This window comes from Bacillus sp. KNSH39 (genome assembly GCF_052656585.1).
On record NZ_JBQXYO010000001.1, the window covers coordinates 3,785,500 to 3,809,054 of the forward strand.

The 23,555-nt window shown below is 33.2% G+C and carries 18 protein-coding genes and 2 pseudogenes; 12 read left to right on the forward strand and 8 right to left on the reverse strand.

Annotated elements, in window-relative coordinates:
- Window positions 1–215 precede the first annotated feature (215 nt).
- From ACUL40_RS19330 to ACUL40_RS19340, 3 genes and pseudogenes are all read left to right on the forward strand, one after another.
- The gene (locus ACUL40_RS19330; RefSeq protein WP_000924371.1) at window positions 216–848 is read left to right on the forward strand and encodes a trimeric intracellular cation channel family protein; all 633 of its coding nucleotides are present in this window, start codon (window positions 216–218) and stop codon (window positions 846–848) included.
- Between the two features lie 134 nt (window positions 849–982).
- Window positions 983–1,528, forward strand: a pseudogene (locus ACUL40_RS19335) (protoglobin family protein); the annotation flags it as partial.
- Between the two features lie 54 nt (window positions 1,529–1,582).
- On the forward strand, window positions 1,583–2,284 hold the full coding sequence (locus ACUL40_RS19340; RefSeq protein ID WP_370445139.1) for a methyl-accepting chemotaxis protein: 702 nt from the start codon (window positions 1,583–1,585) through the stop codon (window positions 2,282–2,284).
- Between the two features lie 210 nt (window positions 2,285–2,494).
- Here the strand turns inward: ACUL40_RS19340 and ACUL40_RS19345 are convergent, their stop codons facing one another.
- Window positions 2,495–3,808, reverse strand: coding sequence for an ArnT family glycosyltransferase (locus tag ACUL40_RS19345; RefSeq protein ID WP_445422768.1), 1,314 nt, complete (start codon window positions 3,806–3,808; stop codon window positions 2,495–2,497).
- Between the two features lie 298 nt (window positions 3,809–4,106).
- Here ACUL40_RS19345 and ACUL40_RS19350 point away from each other — a divergent pair, with 298 nt between their 5' ends.
- From ACUL40_RS19350 to ACUL40_RS19360, 3 genes are all read left to right on the forward strand, one after another.
- Window positions 4,107–4,619 carry an acyl-CoA thioesterase gene (locus ACUL40_RS19350; RefSeq protein ID WP_000412126.1) on the forward strand — a complete coding sequence of 171 codons (513 nt, stop codon included), beginning with the start codon at window positions 4,107–4,109 and terminating at the stop codon, window positions 4,617–4,619.
- A gap of 209 nt (window positions 4,620–4,828) precedes the next feature.
- A complete protein-coding gene (locus ACUL40_RS19355) occupies window positions 4,829–5,557 on the forward strand; it encodes a glycosyltransferase family 2 protein (protein ID WP_000021473.1) in 729 nt (242 codons plus the stop codon).
- Window positions 5,558–5,563: 6 nt separating this feature from the next.
- Complete coding sequence (locus ACUL40_RS19360) at window positions 5,564–5,920, forward strand: DUF2304 domain-containing protein (RefSeq protein ID WP_065212360.1); 357 nt, start codon at window positions 5,564–5,566, stop codon at window positions 5,918–5,920.
- A gap of 77 nt (window positions 5,921–5,997) precedes the next feature.
- Here the strand turns inward: ACUL40_RS19360 and ACUL40_RS19365 are convergent, their stop codons facing one another.
- Entirely contained in the window at window positions 5,998–7,275 is a 1,278-nt protein-coding gene (locus ACUL40_RS19365; RefSeq protein ID WP_139245382.1) for a glycosyltransferase family 39 protein, read from the reverse strand.
- 225 nt (window positions 7,276–7,500) lie between these two features.
- Between ACUL40_RS19365 and ACUL40_RS19370 the strand changes: the two genes are divergently transcribed.
- The 5 genes from ACUL40_RS19370 (at window position 7,501) to ACUL40_RS19390 (ending at window position 15,753) form a co-directional block, all read left to right on the forward strand.
- Window positions 7,501–8,481: a glycosyltransferase family 2 protein gene (locus ACUL40_RS19370; protein WP_065212362.1), complete on the forward strand. Its 981-nt coding sequence runs from the start codon at window positions 7,501–7,503 to the stop codon at window positions 8,479–8,481.
- A 97-nt stretch (window positions 8,482–8,578) separates the two neighbouring features.
- A complete protein-coding gene (locus ACUL40_RS19375; RefSeq protein WP_000856149.1) occupies window positions 8,579–9,994 on the forward strand; it encodes an oligosaccharide flippase family protein in 1,416 nt (471 codons plus the stop codon).
- 348 nt (window positions 9,995–10,342) lie between these two features.
- Complete coding sequence (locus ACUL40_RS19380; RefSeq protein WP_074047661.1) at window positions 10,343–13,021, forward strand: YfhO family protein; 2,679 nt, start codon at window positions 10,343–10,345, stop codon at window positions 13,019–13,021.
- 83 nt (window positions 13,022–13,104) lie between these two features.
- On the forward strand, window positions 13,105–14,043 hold the full coding sequence (locus ACUL40_RS19385) for a glycosyltransferase family 2 protein (protein ID WP_000175826.1): 939 nt from the start codon (window positions 13,105–13,107) through the stop codon (window positions 14,041–14,043).
- A 156-nt stretch (window positions 14,044–14,199) separates the two neighbouring features.
- Window positions 14,200–15,753: an ABC-F family ATP-binding cassette domain-containing protein gene (locus ACUL40_RS19390; RefSeq protein ID WP_000055410.1), complete on the forward strand. Its 1,554-nt coding sequence runs from the start codon at window positions 14,200–14,202 to the stop codon at window positions 15,751–15,753.
- A 51-nt stretch (window positions 15,754–15,804) separates the two neighbouring features.
- Here the strand turns inward: ACUL40_RS19390 and ACUL40_RS19395 are convergent, their stop codons facing one another.
- Window positions 15,805–16,680, reverse strand: a complete 876-nt coding sequence (locus tag ACUL40_RS19395; protein WP_000659648.1) for a TetR/AcrR family transcriptional regulator — start codon at window positions 16,678–16,680, stop codon at window positions 15,805–15,807.
- Window positions 16,681–16,820: 140 nt separating this feature from the next.
- Here ACUL40_RS19395 and ACUL40_RS19400 point away from each other — a divergent pair, with 140 nt between their 5' ends.
- Complete coding sequence (locus tag ACUL40_RS19400; RefSeq protein WP_001033491.1) at window positions 16,821–19,937, forward strand: efflux RND transporter permease subunit; 3,117 nt, start codon at window positions 16,821–16,823, stop codon at window positions 19,935–19,937.
- Between the two features lie 28 nt (window positions 19,938–19,965).
- Here the strand turns inward: ACUL40_RS19400 and msrB are convergent, their stop codons facing one another.
- From msrB to lrgA, 5 genes and pseudogenes are all read right to left on the reverse strand, one after another.
- Window positions 19,966–20,418 (reverse strand): peptide-methionine (R)-S-oxide reductase MsrB, encoded by a 453-nt coding sequence (gene msrB, locus ACUL40_RS19405; protein WP_224201069.1) that lies wholly within the window; start codon window positions 20,416–20,418, stop codon window positions 19,966–19,968.
- A gap of 45 nt (window positions 20,419–20,463) precedes the next feature.
- Window positions 20,464–20,931, reverse strand: a pseudogene (gene msrA / locus ACUL40_RS19410) (peptide-methionine (S)-S-oxide reductase MsrA); the annotation flags it as partial.
- 91 nt (window positions 20,932–21,022) lie between these two features.
- On the reverse strand, window positions 21,023–22,066 hold the full coding sequence (locus ACUL40_RS19415; protein WP_001166010.1) for an AI-2E family transporter: 1,044 nt from the start codon (window positions 22,064–22,066) through the stop codon (window positions 21,023–21,025).
- Between the two features lie 322 nt (window positions 22,067–22,388).
- Window positions 22,389–23,081: an antiholin-like protein LrgB gene (gene lrgB / locus ACUL40_RS19420; protein WP_000168869.1), complete on the reverse strand. Its 693-nt coding sequence runs from the start codon at window positions 23,079–23,081 to the stop codon at window positions 22,389–22,391.
- A gap of 35 nt (window positions 23,082–23,116) precedes the next feature.
- The gene (gene lrgA / locus ACUL40_RS19425) at window positions 23,117–23,548 is read right to left on the reverse strand and encodes an antiholin-like murein hydrolase modulator LrgA (RefSeq protein WP_000104901.1); all 432 of its coding nucleotides are present in this window, start codon (window positions 23,546–23,548) and stop codon (window positions 23,117–23,119) included.
- Between the last annotated feature and the right edge of the window lie 7 nt (window positions 23,549–23,555).

Sequence of the window (23,555 nt, forward strand, 5' to 3'; positions counted from 1 at the left end):
ATTAATATATAAAATTTAATAATTACAAAATGACATCTACTTGGCTATCCTACAACTAAAGATTAACTTTGCTTCATTTTCCCCTAAACATTTTCAAACGCTTTCTTTATGTATTTTATCCGTTTTTCTACATGTAACGAAAAGTAATTGTTATTTCCAATACTTTAGTGTATATTTTTTCTCTGGAACATCTTTAAGAGGAAGGGATTAAGGCCATGTTATTAATCGATATATTTACGTTTCTTGGCATTATCGCCGCTGCCATTTCTGGTACATTAGTTGGTTTAAAAAAAGATTTAGATTTATTTGGTGTCCTTTGTTTAGCTGTAGCTACTGCGCTCGGCGGCGGTATTATTCGTGATATCATGATTGGTAACCTGCCCCCTGTCGCATTTGTAAAACCCATTTACTTTTTCGTAAGTGTATTATCAGCATTATTTACTTGTATGTTTTTTGAGCGCATCAATAAACTTCAAGTCGTTATTATGCTTTCTGATGCTGTTGGCTTAGGCGTTTTTACAGCTATTGGTGCAAATGCGGCAATGTCACATCATGTTGACGCCTCATTTCTAGTTGTTTCAATGGGAGTCATTACAGGTATTGGAGGCGGTATTTTGCGTGACATTTGTGCTCAAGATATCCCTTACGTATTCCGAAAAGAAATTTACGCAATCGCTTCTATCTTAGGAGCAATTAGCTTCCTAATCACACACGCTATGGGGGCGCACGTATTAGCTTTCTATGTTTGTTTATTAGTAACATTCGTTATTCGTGTCGTCACTGTAATATATAATGTGCATTTCCCTGTTTTCTTTAAAACACATGCTAAAATTAATAAAGGCCATTAAGAGAATTCTAGATAGAATTCTCTTAATTTATATACTATTCAACGAACTAATATAGAGTAATTATATATAAGCATATATAATTACTCTATATTAGTTTTAAAATTGAAAACGTTTTATATACAGGGGGAAGAATGATGCTTGGGGTTTTCAAAAAAAATATTAATAAAACAAATGCCAGTATAATCGAATTAAGTAAGGACCAACAAATAACTTTTAATGTACCTACTAATTCTGAATTAAAAATTCAAATGGATATGCTACATATTTCAAAAGAAGATTTACAAGTTGTAAAAGTACTACAGCCTTTTATTTATGCAGAAATTGATTGGATTACTGAAAAATTCTATGCCAACATTACAAAACAACCTAATTTAATTACTATTATTGAGCGTTACAGCTCTATTCCAAAACTAAAACAAACTTTAAAAACACATATTAAAGAATTATTCAGCGGCAATATGCATGAAGATTTTATTGAACAGCGTGTTAGGATTGCCAAAAGGCATGTACAAATTGGTTTACATCGAAAATGGTATACTGCTGCTTATCAAGAATTATTCCGCTCTATCATGAAGATTTTACAAACAAAATTAACAATAATCGATGATTTTTCCTATTCTATAAATGTCATAAATAAATTATTCACTCTTGAACAAGAACTTGTTCTTGCAGCTTATGAATCTGAATATGAAAGAATGCAAAAAGAGCATGAGAAAGAAAAAGAATTAACTGCTATGACAATTACGCATATCGCAACAGAACTAGCTGCTGTATCTGAAAAGACAAGCTCTTCTATTCAAAAACTAACCGCTAAGTCTGAAACTATTGTAGAGATTGCTAAAACAGGTACATCATTAGCTACAACATCTGAAGAAAAAGCGAATAAAGGGAAAGAACAATTAAACCAGCAAAACAAACGAATGGGATCTATTCAAATGAATATGGAAACAATTATTACAGATACTCATGAACTTCTTGATATTTCTAACAAAATTAACGAAATCATAGATATCGTTAAATCAATCGCGGAGCAAACCAATTTACTCGCACTCAATGCTGCTATCGAGTCTGCACGTGCTGGAGAATTTGGGAAGGGGTTTTCTGTTGTTGCTGGTGAAATACGAAAATTATCAGAGCAAACGAAAGAATCTATCTTTAACGTTACAAAGCTCGTCGAAAAAACAAATGAACAAATTATCCGTGTCTCGTCTTCCGTGAAACAAATTAGCTCTCTCGTATCAGAAGGAACGGATAGTATGTCGGCAACAGATCGATACTTCGAAGAAATTGTAAAAGATATGTCTAACTCAAAAGAACAGAATAAGAAAATTGAACATGAGCTACAAGCTATTTCACAAGTAATGAAAGGAATTCAAGATGATTCCTCACAAATGGCTCTAACAGCCGATAATTTACAACTAGAACTAAATCGATAAGATAAAGTGAAACTTTAATCAGCCCTCAACAATCGGTCTTTTACAGGCGGTCCGCCCCCACCTAACTTCTTTGCTTTCGCTGATTTTGAGGTGGGGGGCTTACTACCTGGAAAATAACGGGGTGAAATTCAGGTCCGGCATACTTTCCATTTTGCACTGACTACTAAATTTCATCTTCCATCAAAAAAAAGAATCCAGAATGGATTCTTTTTATTTTCTGAAAAATATTTTTTGACAATACACATAACTCATATAAACACCAAAGCTCTGCAAAATAAACAATGCCGGCATAATTACATTGTAATATACCATATCTACTTGGAATAACTTTAACAATACGTAGCCACTAATTAAAAATAAGAACAACATATATCCCTCATTTTGTTGTTTCTTAATAAGGAAGTGTAATAGAGCTATAGTCATAAACAATGTTACGGCTATATATATCAGTTTTTCACATTTGAAAAGAATAGAATTTATTCCCTCATCTGAAAACTGATTTATCATCGGTTCTAAAAGTTTAAATCTTTCTCCCTCAATCTCTTTTAACTTTTGATCAATATGCTCTGTTACACTTTGATTTTTCGATATTTTTTCTTCATATTGCGTTTTTCCAATTAAAACAGATTGAACATACGTCTCATTCGCAATCGTATATTGTGACATTCCCATTGTCTTAATTCCATAATTCACACCAAAATGGGCACTATAAAATAGAATAAGTATCCCTATCATCTTTAGTAACACCTTTTGTTTCGTTGCCGATTGAAATACTTCGATTAATAATACATATACCGTGATAAAAATAGGAAGAAATAATCCCATTGGAAAAATCATATTACTAAATACAAATAAAATCGCTGAAAACACCCACATATAAGGATGATCTAATCCTTTATATAAAAGTATGTAACAAGCAAAATAAAATAAAAATATTGCAAGTGACTCAGGAGTTAATACGGGACTCATGAATATATTGGGAATATACAGAGCATAAAATATAGAAGCAATACGCCCGCATTCTTCTCCAAAAACCGTTGCTGCAATACGATAAATAAAAAATGCAGTTCCTGCGCAAAATAACACATTAAATAGTTGTAAAGCGAATAATGTATCACCAAATATACGAATAATTACTGACTCATATATAATAAAAGGCAAATGAGTGACAGTCCCTATATTATTACCAATTGCAATCTGCTTTGCAGACTCATACATCACTTTCATATCACCAATTATTGGAGCATCTACAAATAACAGCATACTAAGCCTCACAACTATAGATACACTTATAAGAAAAACAAGAAATTGTTTATCTGTGAAACGATATTGTAGAATTGATGCCACTAACAAAATGAGTATGACGAAAATTGCCAATATGATTGTTACACTTGCTGTACTTCCTCCAAAGAATTGCTTACTTGTCTCAAATGCTGCCCAACAACTATAAACAAAAAATGCGAGCATCGCACCGATCGTAATTTTATTGAAGAAAGATGAAAAATTTGTTTGTATATGATTCATATGTCCATTGCACCTCTATTTCCATTCATAACAAAACGATTCTATCATGAATGGGTACACGGCTGATAGAGAATTTCTATGACAAATACATAGTCATTACTTTTTACTTGCAATGTAAGCGAATCCTCTTTTACACTACATTTTAGATAAAATAAATTTTCTTTCAGTTACATGAATACAAATACAGAAGTTTAAATAATACTCTTTTGGACTACACTTTACTTCATTAAATATCTAATATGAGTACTAAGCTTACACATATTATTCTGATTGAAAACAGACTATAGGGGCTGAATATATGGAAAAGAAATTCATGCGAGAATCTAAAGCAATTAAGACAACACGTGTTTTTCCTAACGATTTAAATAATCACCAAACACTTTTTGGGGGGAAATTATTAGCAGAAATTGATAGTATTGCTTCAATTGCGGCTGCAAGACATAGTCGTAAACATTGCGTAACAGCATCTATTGATTCAGTTGATTTTTTAACTCCAATTCACCAAGCTGATTCTGTTTGTTATGAAGCATTCGTATGTTATACAGGGAAATCTTCAATGGAAGTTTTCGTAAAAGTAATTGCAGAAAATTTATTAGCAGGCGAGCGTAGAATTGCTGCTACTTGCTTCATTACATTTGTAGCAATAAAAGATGGAAAACCTTCGTCCGTACCACAAGTACTCCCTGAAACTCAGGAAGAACATTGGTTACACACAACCGGTTTAGAACGCGCGGAAAACCGAAAAAAAGGACGTTTAAAAAGTAAAGAGATGGCTGAAGTTTTAACTTTAAGTAAGCCTTGGAATATTTAACATAATCTTCTCATCGTACATGCACAGGCTCTTCCTTGCATGTATTTTTTATTATAAAAAATACTATCGCTTGCCTTTGTATTCAGTGGCCTCCCCCTAAAATCACCCATCAGTTTTTCCTTTATTTTCTTATACTTTTAATGGTATATTAAGTAAAGTTGTTTATAAATAACCATAATATAGTTAAATATGTAAGGGGTGGTGCGGTAATGTCTATCGAGGTACCAATTTCAATACCAAAAACTTTGATTATTATTCCAGCCTATAATGAGGAAGAAGCAATTGCAGATACATTAACAAGATTACTAGAACTAAAACAACATTTTACAGCGTTAAGCATTTGCGTTATTAATGATGGTTCACAAGATAAAACAGCTCAAATCGTAAAAAATTTCCCTGTTCATCTTATTAATCTACCATATAATCTGGGCATCGGTTCTGCGGTACAAACTGGCTATAAATACGCATATGAGAATGGATATGATATTGCAATTCAGTTCGATGCTGATGGACAACATAATCCGGATGATTTATACAAAATTATTCAGCCTATTGCTGAAGGTCAATGTGATATGGTGCTAGGTTCACGCTTTACAGAAAAAACAGCTTACAAAGGTAGTATTTCAAGAAGAATCGGTATTTTTTATTTTACTGCCCTACTGAAAGTATTAACGAAACAAACATTTATGGATCCAACTTCTGGATATCGTGCTATCAATCGAGAAGTAATTACGATTTTTGCGCACAATTATCCAAAAGATTATCCAGAGCCAGAAGTTCTTATTCATTTAAAAAAGAAAAAACTTCGTATTAATGAGATATCTGTAAATATGCAAGAACGACAAGGTGGACAATCTTCCATCACACCTCTTAAATCTGCATATTACATGATTAAAGTAAGTCTTGCTATATTGATGCAAAAAATCGTGAAAGGTTGATAGTGAATGCATATAATTACCTTTTCATTCATCTTTATTTTGTTATTATTCTTCTTAATTATTAATTCTATTCGTCGCGGGGCTTTAGAAACAAAATATGCCGTTTTATGGATTTTTGTTTGTGTTGCAATGGCTATTTTAAGTTCTACTGATAAAATTATAAATTGGATTGGAAAACTATTAAAAGTAGAATATCCACCATCCATCTTATTCTTATTTGGATTATTATTCTGTTTCATCTTAATTTTTGACCTAACAAGAAAAATTTCTAAGCTACACCATCAACTTGTAACAATAACGCAAGATTATGCGTTATTAAAGCAAAAGTTAAACGTAACAAAAACTGAAACTGATAACAAATAGCTTTCCATTCAAATATGAATATATATAAAAAAACATCTTAATTTCTTTAAAAAATTAAGATGTTTTTTTATTTCAAACTATTTTTTGCTAATTAATAATTTACTAATTTTCATAACCGTTGCCACGGTTCCTACTCCAATTATAATAAATAAAAATGGAATTAATGGTAATGCATATCTTTCATATGCGGCATAAAAACATGTCAAAGCTGTTTGCAGTAAAAGAATTGACCATAAAAATGTAGTCTCTCTCCACCTTTTTAGAAGGAAGATAAATGAAAGTATCGTACATATTAAAAACATCGTCTTAATAAAATTATGTATTTCATTCATATCTTTTGCAGAAACATTGAATACTTCAATATTATGCTCTATAGAATAATACGGTTTTTTCCACATAATTTCTGGCTTCAAGATTAAATAACTCTCTATCATGGAATTCCTATCTGTTTTCCACCATTCTTTCATTCTATCTTTCGCTATTTTTTCTTCTAATTCCATAAACTTATGTGCTTCCAGATTAGGGTACTTTGCGTTTAATTCTACTTCAAGTTCTGCCATATTCTTACCTTCTGGGTAACCTTTACCTTGATACGTTCCAAGTAATAATGGATTCCCTGCCCCAGCAGTTAGTGGAATAAACTTATCAAATTGAATGTAATTGCGGGCCCACCATGGTCCAAGTACAATAAGTCCTATTCCTATACTTATAATCGCTTGCTTCATCATAACGCGGAATGGATAGCGCTTCATTAAGAGATATATAAATAATGGTATTGGATATAAAGCAACTTGTACGCGTAAGTACAATGCTAAAAAGTAGAAAATTAATACAATTAGAAAATGTTTCGTTTTATGAGTATCAGCTAATTTTAAACTCCAATATAATAATCCCAATGAAAAGAATAGAAACGGTCCTTCTGTTAAAGTTAAATTTTCTACAACAATCTCTGGAGGATACACAGCTAATAAGAAAGCACCTATTAATCCTGCAGCGGGATTCAATAAATAAGTACCAATCTTATAAGTTAGTAAAATACTAAGTACCCCTAATAGGATAATAATTAATTTAGCTACAAAAAGACCTTCATTGCCATTTCCAAAAAAGTAAAATACAGTAGCTAAAAATGCTGGAAAAGCTGGCATAATATGAATAGTTGGTTTATCCGGCTCATGATATGTTAACATTCCTGTTTCCAATAAAATGGTTGCCGTTTTTTGATAACCTAGATCATCACTTGCTAGGGTCAAATCTGCACCATGTGTTTGTAAAGTTGCAAAACGAAGCACAAAACCAATTATCATAATAATCCCTAAAAGGATTACATTAGATTTGCGAGTAAATCGCCTTAACATCTCATCTTCTCCCTTCAAATACATAATTTTCAAATTATATTTCTATATTTTTACAAGACAATATATTCTATAATAAATACTTTTTATACAAAGTACAATAATAGAAAGTTGATTTACAAAGTTTATATGCGTTAAACTGATACAGATGTTCTTGTAATCTTCTTCCTTTCAAAAGGCTTGTATATATGGTGCAAGACATAAAAAATTTGAGGAGATAAAAATTCTATGATGGAACAAAAACAACTTGTTTCTGTTGTCATACCCCTGTATAACACAGAAAAATATATTGAAGAAACGATGCAGTCAATACTGGATCAAACATATAAAAACATTGAAATTGTAATTGTAGATGATGGAAGTAAAGATCAATCACCTTCTATCGTAAAAAATCTTGCGGAAAAATATCCGGGTCAAGTAAAATACGTTCACCAAAAAAACCAAGGTGTTTCAGTAGCTCGTAATACAGGGATTGAAAATGCTAGCGGAGAATACGTGGCTTTCCTTGATAGTGACGACTTATGGCATCCAACTAAAATTGAGAAACAAATCGAGAGTATGCATAAAAACAACATGGACGCGTGCTATTGTGGTTATATGAATTTCTACGAAGAAACAGGCGAAAAGGTTGAGCATACAACAAACTTTATTAAAGGTGATATGGCAAAAGCATTCTTAACACACCAAGTTGTTGCTCAAACAAGTACTTGGATTTTCAAACGCTCTATCGCAATGAATCATAATATCCGTTTTACACCAGGATGTAGCTGGGGAGAAGATTTGGAGTTTTTATTTAAACTAATGAGTGTGACAAATGTATGCTATGTCGATGAATACTTAACATATTATAGAATCTTATCAGAAGGAAATCTTTCTTCTAAGTATAAAGATTATGAATTAAAAACGACAAAAGAGTTGGAAGTATTCAATCGTATGAAAGATTGGGTACATAACAAATCTCAAGACTTCATTACGAAAGACCCTCAGTCACTTATTGAGATTCTTGAGACTTATTTATTCCCTTATACTGTTATCAATAATGCTTGTATATACATTAAAGAAAACTCTCAATTAAATAATGCCCAAGTTCAATTAATCAAAAAAGATATAAAGAAATATTGCCATAAAATCTATTCAAAAAACGGAAAGCGTAGTAAAAAACTATATGCAATGCTTTGGTTTGTACGAATTAAATTTCTGTTTTCTTAAACTGAAAATATAGTACTCACCTCTCTTTCCGTAAACAAATCAAATTTACAAATAGGACAAACGAAAAAGGTCCTAAAGAATAGAAAGGTTTTTTCTCATGAAAACAAATAAGATTCTTAAAAATGCCTCCTACCTATTTGTAGGAAATATTACTGTTCGATTTGTACTTGCTATCGCGACGATTCTCTTCGCAAGATACGTTTCTCCCGGTGAGTATGGGATGTTCACAACTGCATTAGCAGTTTCCGCTGTTATTTGTTATTTCACAGATGCTGGTTTGACACATACGTTTATGCGTGAAGGAACGAGAAAGGATGCAAATATTAGCGTACTAATCAGTAGTTATTTACGCATTCGTTTCGTATTAGCTGTCGTAATTTCTGTACTCTTCGCTATTTTTGCTCAGTTCTTCTATACTGATGCCTACCTACGCGCCATGGTATATTGGGTTGTACTACCAACAATGTTTGGAGCAACTTTACAAGGCGTTGGAATGGCTTATTTCCAAGTAACAGAACGTATGCAATTTACAGCGATTATTTCTGTACTACAAGGTGTAACAGCCGCAGCTGCGCTTCTACTCGGAATGTCGTTGAAATGGTCACTTATGACGGTCGCTGCTATGTATGGGATATCTAGTCTTGTAACAGGAGTCATCGCCTTCATAATGGTACTCCGCCATACGACAGTTCATAAGGGCTGGGACAAAGGGATTTTAGATCAACTGCTGATTTTCACAATCAATGGCATTATCATTATGCTTTTACCGCAGTTAGGCCCTATTATATTAGAAAAAGTTTCGACGTACGAGCAAGTTGGATTCTTTGGAGCTGCATCAAAAATACCTGCAGTCCTTTATCAAATACCTGGTGTAATTGCAGCAGCCTTTTATCCAAAATTATTTGCGTTTGGAAATGAAAAGAATATTGATGAACATAGAAAACTATCTCAGTTTGAATTAAAACTGATGTCTTTTTTAGGAATGGGAATCTCCATTCCATTTATCGCTGATCCAAGCTTTTGGATTGTTACTTTATTAGGCAAAGAATATGCGCCAGCTGGTGATGCTCTTGCCATTTTAGCCTTTATGGTCATTTTACAATCTATTAACTATCCACTTGCTGATAATTTAACGACAATTGGTCAACAATGGAAACGCGCAACAACAATGGGAATCGGACTAGCTGTTGCCGTTATAAGTTACATCGTCTTAGGTAGTCAGTTCGGAATGATGGGAGCAGCTATTGCCGCTATCCTTACCGAGATTACGTTATTAATCGGATTCACTCTATTTGTTCGTAAAGGCTTCTCGTTACTATTTAAAGGGATTATATTCAATACCTTAGCCTTTATCATCAGCTATATTCTATACCGTACAATATTAATTACCTTACCGCCATTAGTTGCTTTAACAATTACTGGTATATTATACGGTATTATCGGTCTTGCAATCGATCCACAAATACGCGGATTGATTTTAGGATTTATAAATAAAAAGCTGGCTCGAAAATAAATAAAAATAAAAACTTCAAATCAAATTTGAAGTTTTTATTTTTATCTTCTTCACTTAGAAAATGAGCCCTTTTTCAATCTATATCTTAAATTGACTTGCCTTTCTGGAATGATTATACTTGGAAACGAACAGCACTAGATGTACAACACCTATTATTAAGGTAATTCATAGTTAATTCTTCATGTAAATATTAACTATTTACACCCTAAATTTACCACACATTGCACCAATAAACACTTTATTAATACTATTAAAAATCGCCGATTCATACACAGTTTTTCTTCATCCTAAAACGATATCCAGAGATGAAGAATGTGGCAATTGCATTTAAGGAGGCTTATTTATTTAATGACTTCAGAAGTAAATAAAAGAACATTTTTCACTAAAAGCACACTTATTATTATTCCATTATTAATAATATGTGCATTTGCTTTTCATTACTTTTTCCTAAAATCAGACAATGTATTTTCTAGTACAGGAGATGCATTATCACAATTTAGTTTCTTTACATTCCTTTTACAACACGCATTTAAAGATGGAAATTTATTTTGGTCTTGGGATTATGGCTTAGGTGGAGATTTATTCGGAGAATTTAGTTATTACTATAGTACAGCACCATTTTTCTGGCTTACGCTTCTACTTCCTAAACTAAATTTTGACCAAATCTTTGAGATGAAACTATATATGAGTATTTTAAAGAGTACATTAGCTATGTTATTCATGTATGGTTCTTTACGTTATCACAATAAAACTATTTTTTCTTCTTTCATTTCTGCCATTATATATGGAGGATGTGTAACTTTCATTCGCCATTCTTTATTATGGGATTTCATGGCAGATGCTATAGTGTTTTTACCTTTAGTAATATGGGGATTAGATAAATATATTTTAGAGCGAAAAAAAGGGTTATTCCTGTTTGCAACAGCACTTATGCTTGCATCAAATTTCTATTTCGCTTTCATTACTAGTATTTTTATCTATATTTATGCCTTTTTCCAATATTTCGCTACACAGCAGAACAAAACAATTAAAACATTTATAATTTATTATATTAGAATTGCTTTTCTATATGCTTTATCACTAGGTTTATCTGCTGTTTGCTTTATACCATCTGTAAATGGTGTATTTAGTTCCGATCGACTCGCTACAAAATTTACTATACCGTTATTGTTTGAAGGTACGTTTTATAAAAACTTAATGGAAAGTATCTTTTTCATTAATAATACAGAGGATTATCAGCTTGCATTCCCTGTTTTCATCCTCTTCCTTATTACTAGCGCGCTTCTAATACGCAATAAACTTATCACAAATAAATTAATCTTTACTGGGTTTATGTTAGTGCTATATATGCTTCCATATACGTATTCCGTATTTAATGGCTTTTCTGCCATGCAATACAGATGGTTTTACTTATTTGCATTTGTGGTTGCACAAACTGTCGCCTACATTTTAGATTGGATGCTACTCAACAAACAAAAGGTCAATTCTTTAATAGGTCCTTTGCTAGCAACAACATTATTTATTTACGCATTCTATAGAAAAGTAAATATAAATGCACAGCCGCTACAAACAATTGATAAAATTTTAATTTGCACTACTGTATTATCTATTATTACAATATTACTATGGCGCTATTTATCAAAAGTAGCCTTACAATGTTTCATTGTATTAAATGTACTCGTCAATGTAATATTTATTAATTACTTCTATTCAGATTTTGCTCTTAGTAAACACTTTAATCAAGCTGGCGTGACAAAAGAATCATTACACGGGCCAGGTCTTGATAATAAGGATGAAATTGACGCAATTCGTTATATACAAAATCAAGATAAAGATTTTTATCGAATTATCAATCCAAACAATAATTATAAAAATACGCCGATGTTGCAAGGTTATCATGGTACAAGTACTTATCAAAGCTTAGTCAATTATCATGTTCATGACTTTATGAAAAATAAGTACAATGTTTTCCAAGGATACGATAGTCCATCTATGTTCTTCCAGTTAGATAAACGATTATTCCTTGAGAACATGCTAGGGGTAAAATATTATGTACTAAGTGAAGGTGCTAATAAAACCGAAATTCCTTATGGTTATAAGCATTTACAACAAGTAGGTCCTTACAACATTTATAAAAATGAATTTGCACTACCATTAGGCTATGTATACGAAGCTGGAATAAGTGATGAAGAATTTTCAAAACTTAATTTTGCCGAGAAAGATCAACTTTTATTAGATGCTGTAGTTGTAAATGATGTTGGAAGTCTCCCACTAAAACAATTTAATACAAAACAGCTAGATTCAAAACAAATTAAGATTAATCCAAATAAAATGAAGTGGGAAAATATAGAGAAAGAGAAAGATATACTCACTGTTCATGAAAATGGGCGTATAATAGTACCTATTGATAATAACGATATGTTAGGTGATCTTCTTGTTGAAATTAAAATTAGAAATATAAACAAGGAATCATTTGGGGTTACCGTGAATGACAAATCTATGATAAAAGGTAATGAAGATGGAGCTTATGCTTATCCGCTAGAAAGATTTGTTTACAACTTAGGAAAAGATGCAAAGCCAACCGAGCTAATCATTTCTATTCCTACTCCTGGTCAATATGAGTTGAAAGATTTACAAATCAACAGTACTAACTATCAGACTGTCCCGAAAAAAGTAAATACTTTAAAAGAAAATAGCCTACAAAACATTTACTATGAAGGTAACTCCTTAAAAGGTGATATTAATTCCACTAAAGATGGATTACTATATTTATCGGTACCATATAGTAAAGGATGGTCAATAAAAGTTGACGGTAAAGAAACGGAATTTACGAAGGCTAATTCCGCCTTTATTGGCGTTCCTATTTCCAAAGGGCAACATGTAGTTGAAATGAAATACGTCACACCTTATTTCAAAATGGGTCTCGTTATTTCTATCATTTCATTTATCATTTGCATCTCGCTTCTAGTTCTTGGAGATACGAAAAGATATTCAAAATTAAAAAATCGTTTTAAAAAAAGGTATTAAAATGAAGTGAAGTAAAAGTTGAAGATGATTGCTTCACTTTTACTTCATGCCCACTTTAAAATTACACCTAAGGAGGTCCTAACATGACCCTTTCAATAGTAGTACCATGCTACAATGAAGAAAAGGTGCTTCGTGCCTTTTATTCAGAGACTTCTCTTGAAATTCATAAATTAACTACCGATTATGAATTTGTTTTTGTTAATGATGGTAGTAAAGATGATACATTAAATATTTTACGTGATTTAGCTAGTGCAGATTCATCGGTACACTATATATCATTTAGTCGAAACTTCGGAAAAGAAGCTGCAATGTTAGCTGGTTTAAAATATGCTACAGGCGATGCAATTGTTATTATGGATGCTGACTTACAACACCCTCCTACGTTAATAAAAGAATTGTTAGAAGGATATAACGAAGGCTACGACCAAGTCATTGCAAAAAGAACAAGAACTGGTGATTCACCTGTTCGCTCTTTCGTCTCTCGTCTTTACTATAAGGTGATGAATAAGTTTGTAGATATTGAATTAGTAGATGGTATTGGTGACTTTAGACTTTTAAGTCGAAGAGCAGTGGATTCTTTAGTGTCTTTAAGTGAATACAACCGATTTTCAAAGGGTTTATTCTCTTGGATTGGTTATAACGAATTAATCATTGAATATGAAAATGTATTACGTTCTGATGGAGAAAGTAAATGGACCTTCTCGAAATTATTAAATTACGGAATTGATGGTGTAATTTCATTCAATAATAAACCGTTACGTCTATCTATATATCTCGGATTACTAACAACCATTTTAGGACTTTTATACGTAATCACTACGTTCGTTCAAATCATCCTTGGTGGTGTGGAAGTTCCTGGTTACTTTACTCTCATTTCCGCTATACTATTTATTGGCGGTATTCAACTCATATTCCTAGGTGTGATTGGTGAATATATCGGTCGTATTTATTATGAAACAAAACGTAGACCGCATTTTATTGTAGCTGAAAAGAAAGTTAGTGAAGTTAAACAAAAGGCATAACCAAAAAGTTACTTCTGTAGGTAGAAGTAACTTTTTTATATACTAACATTTACAAACACTTCTTTTGAAAAAATATACATTTTGAAATGATGGCATTATATGAAAGAATTTAGTATCATGATTCAAGGTACTATTTCAAGTTGGACGGAGGATACTATGAGCTTATTAACAGTTGAAAAATTAGGACATACATTTGGCGATCGTACATTATTTAAAGATGTATCTATGCGATTATTAGCAGGTGAACACGTTGGATTAGTTGGTGCAAACGGTGTTGGTAAATCAACATTCATGAATATCATTACTGGTCAGCTTATTCATGACCAAGGTCGCGTAGAATGGACACCGGGCACACATTATGGCTACTTAGATCAGCATACTGTTTTAACGCCTGGGCGTACAATCCGTGACGTACTAGCGGATGCATTTTTACCGTTATTCGAAAAGGAAAAAGCTTTAAATGAAGTTACAGAAAAAATGGGAACTGCTACACCAGAAGAACTAGAAGAACTTCTTGAGCAAATGGCAGAAATACAAGATGCACTTGAAGCAGGTGGTTTCTATTTACTAGATATGAAAATTGAAGAGGCTGCACGTGGTCTTGGAATTGATGCAATTGGTTTAGATCGTGATGTTTCAGCACTAAGTGGTGGACAACGTACAAAAGTATTGCTTGCAAAGCTATTACTTGAACAGCCAGAAGTGTTATTGCTTGATGAACCTACTAACTATTTAGACGTTGAACATATTCATTGGTTAACAAATTATTTGAAAGAATACCCACATGCATTCTTATTGATTTCTCATGATACGGAATTTATGAATAAATGTGTTGATGTTATTTTCCATCTAGAATTCACAAAAATGACACGCTATACAGCGACATATGAAAAATTCCTAGAACTAGCAGAAATCAATAAAAATCAACATATAAACGCTTATGAAAAGCAGCGCGAGTTTATCAAAAAGCAAGAAGACTTCATTGCAAAGAACAAGGCTCGTTATTCAACGACAGGTCGTGCAAAGAGTCGTCAAAAACAACTTGATCGCATGGAACTTATTGATCGCCCAGAAACAGCGATTAAACCTGAATTCTCATTTAAAGAAAGTCGCGCAAGTAGTCGCTTCGTCTTTGAAGGTGAAAATGTAGAAATCGGATATACGCATCCTCTACTACCAAAGCTATCAATGACGATTGAACGTGGTGAAAAAATTGCTATTGTTGGATGTAACGGTGTTGGTAAATCAACGTTGCTAAAAACAATCTTAGGTAAAATTAAACCTTTAAGCGGTAAAACAAGTCTTGGTGACTTCTTAGAGCCTGCATACTTTGAACAAGAAGTTAAAGCTGATAATATAACACCAATTGATGATGTATGGAATACATTCCCTGGCCTAGACCAGCATCAAATTCGTGCGATGTTAGCAAAATGCGGATTAAAAAATGAACATATTTCTCGCCCATTAAGTCAATTAAGTGGTGGAGAACAAGCAAAAGTTCGTTTATGTAAGCTAATGGGTGAGGAAAGTAACTGGCTATTATTTGATGAGCCGACAAACCATCTTGATGTTACAGCAAAAGCGGAACTTAAGAAGGCTATGAAAGCATATAAAGGAACAATTCTCCTTGTATGTCACGAACCGGACTTCTATGAAGATTGGATCACAAAAGTTTGGGATGTTGAAGAATGGTCTCAAAATAGTAAGTAGTCTTTAAGAAAAAACTCCTTGTGTAGACAAGGAGTTTTTTACTTATTTTTATTAAGAATTTTTTATATTGTAGTATCCTATAAGGCGTAATCGAAATTCTTTTAATTCTGGATACGCCTCTAAATTTGCTAACATACCTCTAATTACCGGAATTCTTGGATTAAGCAATCGTATTTCCGCCTCTAAAACATCTAATGTAACCAACAGCTCATCATCCTCTAATTGATCAGCTAAAGTGCGCTTAAATACAATAATCTCTTTTAAAAAATGTTCTTTAACTTGTTCCTTAATAAGCTCTGATTTACAAAGGAATTCTCCAAGCTTTTCTTCATGTAAAATAGGTTCTTCCGAAGATTCTACTAAGCCATCTACTAAATTATCTACTCTTTTTAAAATAAAAGCAGCTACATACGATAAATCAATTTCTGGTGCTTGTAAAATAATTAATTCTAAATACCCACGGCATATGCCTTCTACCATAATTACTAAATCCAATAAATATGGCATAACCTTTTCACCATAAATGGACAATAAACTATTCCGATAAAATGCATGAGACTCTAACTTCATCCGCATCATAAATTCTTCTACTTCTTTATTAAACGGAATCGCATTTTCTCTCGCATGCATAATAATAAATTCTTTATGCTTTTGTATATCATTAAACTGACAATGTAATTGTTTTGCAAATTTTTCACGTGGTAATAAAGACTCTTGTTCAATATCCAGCATTTTCTTTTGGATTTTGTCATAATAATATCGAAGTGTCGCTAATAAAAGCTCATCTTTCGATTTAAAATATAAGTAAAAAGCTCCCTTAGATATACCACTAGCTGTCACAATTTCCTGCACTGATGTCGCATTTACACCCTTAGTAGCAAATAACTTCATAGCCGATTCTATAATTAAACGCTCTTTTTCTTTCATATCTTCTCTCCTAAATTTAATCTCGCATCTTATTATAAATGTATTATACCATCTCTTTTTATTGACGATTGACCAAACGGTCAGTTATATTATGTATTAGACTGACCAGTTGGTCAATATAATAAAAAGGGAGCGCAAACATGAACAAAATCATCAATTTCTCGTTAAAAAATAAGTTCGCAGTTTGGCTACTAACCATTATTGTTACTATTGCGGGGATCTACTCTGGACTCAATATGAAGCTGGAAACAATCCCTGATATTACAACACCGATTGTGACAGTAACTACGGTCTATCCTGGTGCTACACCAGAAGAAGTAGCTGATAAAGTTTCAAAGCCGATGGAAGAACAACTACAAAATTTAAGCGGTGTTAACGTTGTGAGTTCATCATCTTTTCAAAACGCATCTTCTATTCAAGTAGAATACGATTTTGATAAAAATATGGAAAAAGCAGAAACAGAAATTAAAGAAGCTCTCACAAATGTAAAACTCCCAGAAGGTGTTAAAGATCCTAAAGTTTCACGAGTAAACTTCAATGCCTTTCCAGTTATTTCGTTAAGCGTGGCAAGTAAGAATGAATCTTTAGCTACCTTAACTGAAAATGTAGAAAAAAATGTTGTACCAGGATTAAAAGGACTTGATGGTGTTGCATCTGTTCAAATTGCTGGCCAACAAGTAGATGAAGTACAGCTTGTCTTCAAGAAAGATAAAATGAAAGAACTAGGACTAAGTGAAGATACCGTAAAAAATGTGATTAAGGGATCGGATGTATCTTTACCACTTGGCTTATACACATTTAAAGACACGGAAAAATCAGTTGTTGTAGATGGCAATATTACAACAATTAAAGCGTTAAAAGAACTTAAAATCCCAGCTATACCTTCCTCACCTAACGGTCAAGGTAGTCAAAATGCTGGCGCTGGTGCACAAACGCCGCAAATGAATCCAGCTGCTATGAACGGGATTCCAACAGTTACATTAGACGAAATTGCTGACATTAAAGAAGTTGGGAAAGCAGAATCTATTTCTCGAACAAATGGAAAAGAAGCAATTGGAATTCAAATTGTGAAGGCCTCTGATGCAAATACAGTTGATGTTGTAAATGCAGTAAAAGATAAAGTAAAAGATCTTGAGAAAAAATATAAAGATTTAGAGATCATTTCAACATTCGACCAAGGTGCACCTATTGAAAAATCAGTTGAAACAATGCTGAGCAAAGCAATTTTCGGTGCTATCTTTGCGATTGTTATTATTATGCTGTTCCTACGAAATATTCGAACAACGTTAATTTCTGTCGTTTCAATACCACTTTCTTTATTAATTGCTGTTTTAGTCATAAAGCAAATGGATATTACGCTTAACATTATGACACTTGGAGCAATGACCGTTGCTATAGGCCGCGTTGTCGATGACTCAATTGTTGTTATTGAAAATATTTACCGACGTATGTCGTTATCAGAAGAGAAATTACGTGGAAAAGATTTAATTCGTGAAGCTACGAAAGAAATGTTTATCCCAATTATGTCTTCCACCATTGTAACAATTGCTGTATTTTTACCGCTTGGACTAGTAAAAGGTATGATTGGTGAAATGTTCTTACCATTCGCCTTAACTATCGTCTTCGCTTTATTAGCATCATTACTAGTAGCAGTTACAATCGTACCGATGCTAGCTCATTCCTTATTTAAGAAAGAGAGCATGAGGGAAAAAGAAGTACATCATGAAGAAAAACCAAGTAAATTAGCAAATGGGTATAAACGCATACTTGCATGGGCTTTAAATCACAAAATTATTACATCAAGTATCGCTGTCCTTCTATTAGTTGGTAGTCTTGCACTTGTACCAGTTATCGGTGTAAGTTTCTTACCTTCTGAAGAAGAAAAAATGATTATTGCAACATATAATCCTGAACCAGGTCAAACGTTAGAAGACGTTGAAAAAATTGCAACAAAAGCTGAGAAGCACTTCCAAGATAATAAAGACGTCAAAACAATTCAGTTCTCATTAGGTGGAGAGAATCCAATGAGTCCTGGTCAATCAAACCAAGCAATGTTCTTCGTGCAATATGATAACGACACGAAAAACTTTGAAAAAGAGAAAGAACAAGTCGTTAAAGATTTACAGAAGATGTCTGGCAAAGGCGAATGGAAAAACCAAGACTTCGGAGCAAGTGGCGGTAGTAACGAAATTAAACTATACGTTTATGGAGATAGCTCAGAAGACATTAAGCCTGTCGTAAAAGATATTCAAAATATCATGAAGAAAAATAAAGACTTAAAAGATATAGATTCTAGTATTGCAAAAACATATGCAGAGTACACTTTAGTCGCAGATCAAGAAAAGCTGAGTAAAATTGGCTTAACGGCTGCTCAAATTGGAATGGGACTTTCTAATCAACATGATCGCCCTGTTCTGACAACAATTAAAAAAGACGGTAAAGATATCAATGTATATGTAGAAGCTGAAAAACAAAATTATGAAACAATCGATGACTTAACAAATCGCAAAATTACAACACCACTTGGTAATGAAGTAGCTGTGAAAGATGTTATGACTGTAAAAGAAGGTGAAACATCGAATACAGTAACACACCGAGATGGACGTGTTTATGCAGAGGTTAGTGCCAAATTAACATCTGATGACGTTTCAAAAGCATCTGCTGCAGTACAAAAAGAAGTAGATAAAATGGATCTTCCTTCTGGTGTAGATGTTTCTATGGGCGGTGTTACTAAAGATATTCAAGAATCATTCAAGCAACTTGGCCTAGCGATGTTAGCTGCGATTGCCATTGTATACTTCGTTCTTGTCGTTACATTTGGTGGTGCCCTAGCACCATTCGCAATTTTATTCTCGCTACCATTTACAATTATTGGGGCTCTTGTTGCCTTATTAATCTCTGGTGAAACATTAAGTGTATCTGCAATGATTGGTGCGCTTATGTTAATCGGTATCGTTGTAACAAACGCAATCGTGCTTATCGACCGCGTTATTCATAAGGAAAATGAAGGACTATCAACACGTGAAGCTTTATTAGAAGCTGGTGCAACACGCCTTCGTCCAATTTTAATGACTGCAATTGCAACAATCGGTGCTCTTATCCCGCTTGCATTAGGATTTGAAGGTAGTGGCTTAATTTCTAAAGGACTTGGCGTAACGGTAATTGGTGGATTAACAAGTTCAACGTTATTAACACTTCTTATTGTTCCAATCGTTTATGAAGTATTAAGCAAATTTAAAAAGAAAAAAACAAAATAACAAAAAAATAACCTCGCTAACTGCGAGGTTATTTTTTATTTCCAAACAAGATTAGGAAATCGCCATAGCCTTCTTTCTCTAATTCCTCTTTTGGAATAAATCGAAGAGCTGCGGAATTAATACAGTAACGAAGGCCATTTGGTCCTGGACCATCTGGAAATACGTGCCCAAGATGTGAATCTCCTTCTTTACTTCTCACTTCTGTACGTGTCATATTATGACTCACATCCATCTTTTCTTTCACACTTGCTGACATCACTGGTTTTGTAAAACTAGGCCATCCACATCCACTATCAAATTTATCTAGAGAAGTAAACAACGGCTCACCTGAAACGATGTCTACATAAAGACCTTCCTCTTTATGGTTCCAATACTCATTTCGAAATGGTGGTTCTGTACCATTTTCCTGTGTTACATAATACTGCATCTCATTGAGTTTTTCTTTTAAATGAGCATTATCCTTTGGCCAATGTTGCTTAATAAAAGCATCTCGTCCTGAGCCTTTACGATATAACTCATAGCGGAATGTGTTTTTCTTATGGTATCCTTGGTGATATTCTTCAGCTGGATAAAATGTAGCTGCTGGTAGTATTTTTGTCGCAATTGGTTTTGAAAAGCGTCCACTCTGCTCAAGCTCTTCTTTTGAGGCCTCTGCTTTTTTATGTTGTTCTTCATTATGATAAAAAATCACCGTTTCATAAGACTGTCCGCGGTCGTGGAATTGTCCACCAATATCGGTCGGATCAATTTGTCTCCAATATATATTTAACAATTCCTCATACGGCATTTTATTTGCATCAAATGTAATTTGTACTGCCTCATAATGTCCCGTCGTTTCTGAACATACTTCTTTATACGTTGGATTCTCTTTATGACCACCTGTATAGCCAGAAACAACCTTTATAATCCCTTCCATTTCTTCAAATGGCGAAACCATACACCAGAAGCACCCTCCAGCAAATGTAGCCAATTCTACCTTTTCATTTACAGCCATTACTTCACCCCTATTCTATGTTCTGCTTACAGTATGGCATAAGAAACATCATATTATAAAAGAAAAAGCACCGAACATCGATGCTTTTTCTTTACTTCACTTTATTTTTTCCAACATCCTTCTCCATTTCATCACTTGTCACGTCTAAAACATCTAATAAGAAGATGAAGATTGGAATACCGATAATTAATCCCCATACACCTAAGAAGTGTTCTGAGAAGATTAATACCATAAATGTATAGAAAATCGGTAAATTTGTTTTTTGCGACATAAACTTCGGGTTTAATACGTAACTTTCAAGCGCATGAATCACTGTTACGATAACCAAAATATAAACAACGTACATGATACCGCCAATATTGTAAGCAATCATACAAAGTGGGAATAACGAAATGATAACCCCCGCTACTGGAATTAAGCCAAGCAAGAAAATCATTAACGCTAAACCTAATAATTGCGGGAATCCTAATATCCATAATGCGATAACTGAAAGAACACAGTTAACAACAGCAATTAAAAATTGCGCTTCGATTACCTTTCCAAATGAACGTGCAAATTTCTTTCCGAAGTACTCAATTTCAGTATAGAAAATTGCAAGCCTGCTTTCTTTAAACTTTGCAGTAAAACCGACAATACGAGATTTTTCTAATAAGAAAAACAAACTCAAAATTAAAGAAAGTAAAACTTGAAGGCCAAATTTACCAACATTCGTAATCGATTTATACAAAATGTCTACGCCTTGTCCTACATATTTAGAAAGCTCCATATGATTGACAGCATTAACTGCATACTTAATTAGTTCACTATCTGGTGGGTTTCTTAAAAATACATTGAATTGGTAAATCAGTTGTGAAATTTGTATCGTCAATACTGGTAAATATTTAAATAGCGTAATAGCAATTCCACCAATTAACATTACATATAGAAATGCTATAATAATTTTTCGATTAATAGGCATGAAATGATCTAATTTGCGTGAAATAAACTTTTGGAATCGATCCATTAAATACGTGAGAATAAACGTAATTAATATTAAATTCAACATACTTTGCAGCCCGTATAACACGAGAGCAAGTATTACTAATACGAGTAACCTCTGAAATCCTTTGCTTTGAAACAGGTTTTTTATTTGCATAATCGACGAATACTCTCTCCTGTCCTATAAACTAAAACGTTAATAAGTAGATTTCTCTCTCTTTTCTACTTTTAATTATTCATTCATATTAAGATTTTTATAAACTCATTATATGCCTACCTTACCAGGTATATAGTAGCCTACTTCTTATTTTACAATACAATGACCTAATTCAAAACGTATTCTACATAGTATTAATGAAGATTTAAGGAAACTTACATTTTTTAATAGGTCTTACCACTACTGTAACATAAAAAGCAAGCTATCAGTAGAAATCTGTTCTACAAATAGCTTGCTTTTCTTATTTTTTAAGTAAGTTTTACTATCCAATGAATGGCATGAACATTGGGATGACAACTACTGTTACAACCCCAACTACCGTTACAGCAATACTTGCCATCGCTGCCTCTACCTCACCCATTTCAATTCCTACTGCAACTCCTAATGCATGACCCGCTGTTCCAAGTGCTAAACCTTTTGCAATCGGATGTTTCACTCTAAATGTTTTTAAGAATAATGCTCCTAATGCGTATACGATAACTGCGTTGAAAATAACTGCAAACGATGTAATTGCTGGAATACCACCAATACTTTCTGAAATTGGTAACGCAATTGCTGTTGTTGCTGCTTGTGGTAGCATTGAATTCATTACTGCTGTATCTAAACCGATTGCTTTTGCAACAATGAACACGACAATTACTGAGCAAATAGATCCAACCACGATAGCCGATAAAATTTGCCACCAATATTTTTTCAACTTATCAACTTGTTTATATAGTGGGATAGCGAATGCAATTGTTGCTGGCTCTAAGAAGAAACTAATCATTTTTCCGCCAGTATTATATTCTTCAAAAGTAAAGTTACCTACCTTTAGAAATACAATCCCTAATACCATCGCTACGAATAATGGTGTAAATAGGAAGAACCCTTTTGAATGCTTGAATAATAATGTTCCGATTCCGTATGCGATTAATGAAACGACGATTCCGAAATATGGAGTCATTGTGCTTGCCATGTTCATTACCTCCCAACAATATATAAATACAATGGTTACGCAACCTTTCCGTGCTTGCGTCCTTTATTTACTACTTTCAATTCTTTTGTATCTTCTGTTTCTTTTTCATCTTTTCCTAAAATAAATTGTGCAAATAATCCTGTTACAGCGAGTAAAATAACTGTCGCTACAACAATTACAGTTAAAATTTGTACAAAGTATTGCCCCATTACACCAAGAGAATTAATAACTGAAATACCTGATGGGACGAATAAGAATCCAATAATACCTGTTAAAGCTGTTCCGAGTGATTCAACTTGCTCCAATTTAATAACTTTTAAACATAATAGACTAAATAAAATAACTAACCCGATTACCGATGAAGGCATTGGAATTGGTAAATGTGTTGCAATAATATTAGAAATTAACATAATAGCTGAAAATATGAATGCTTGTGATAAGAAACTATATACTTTTTTCGTACTCATTTTGGCC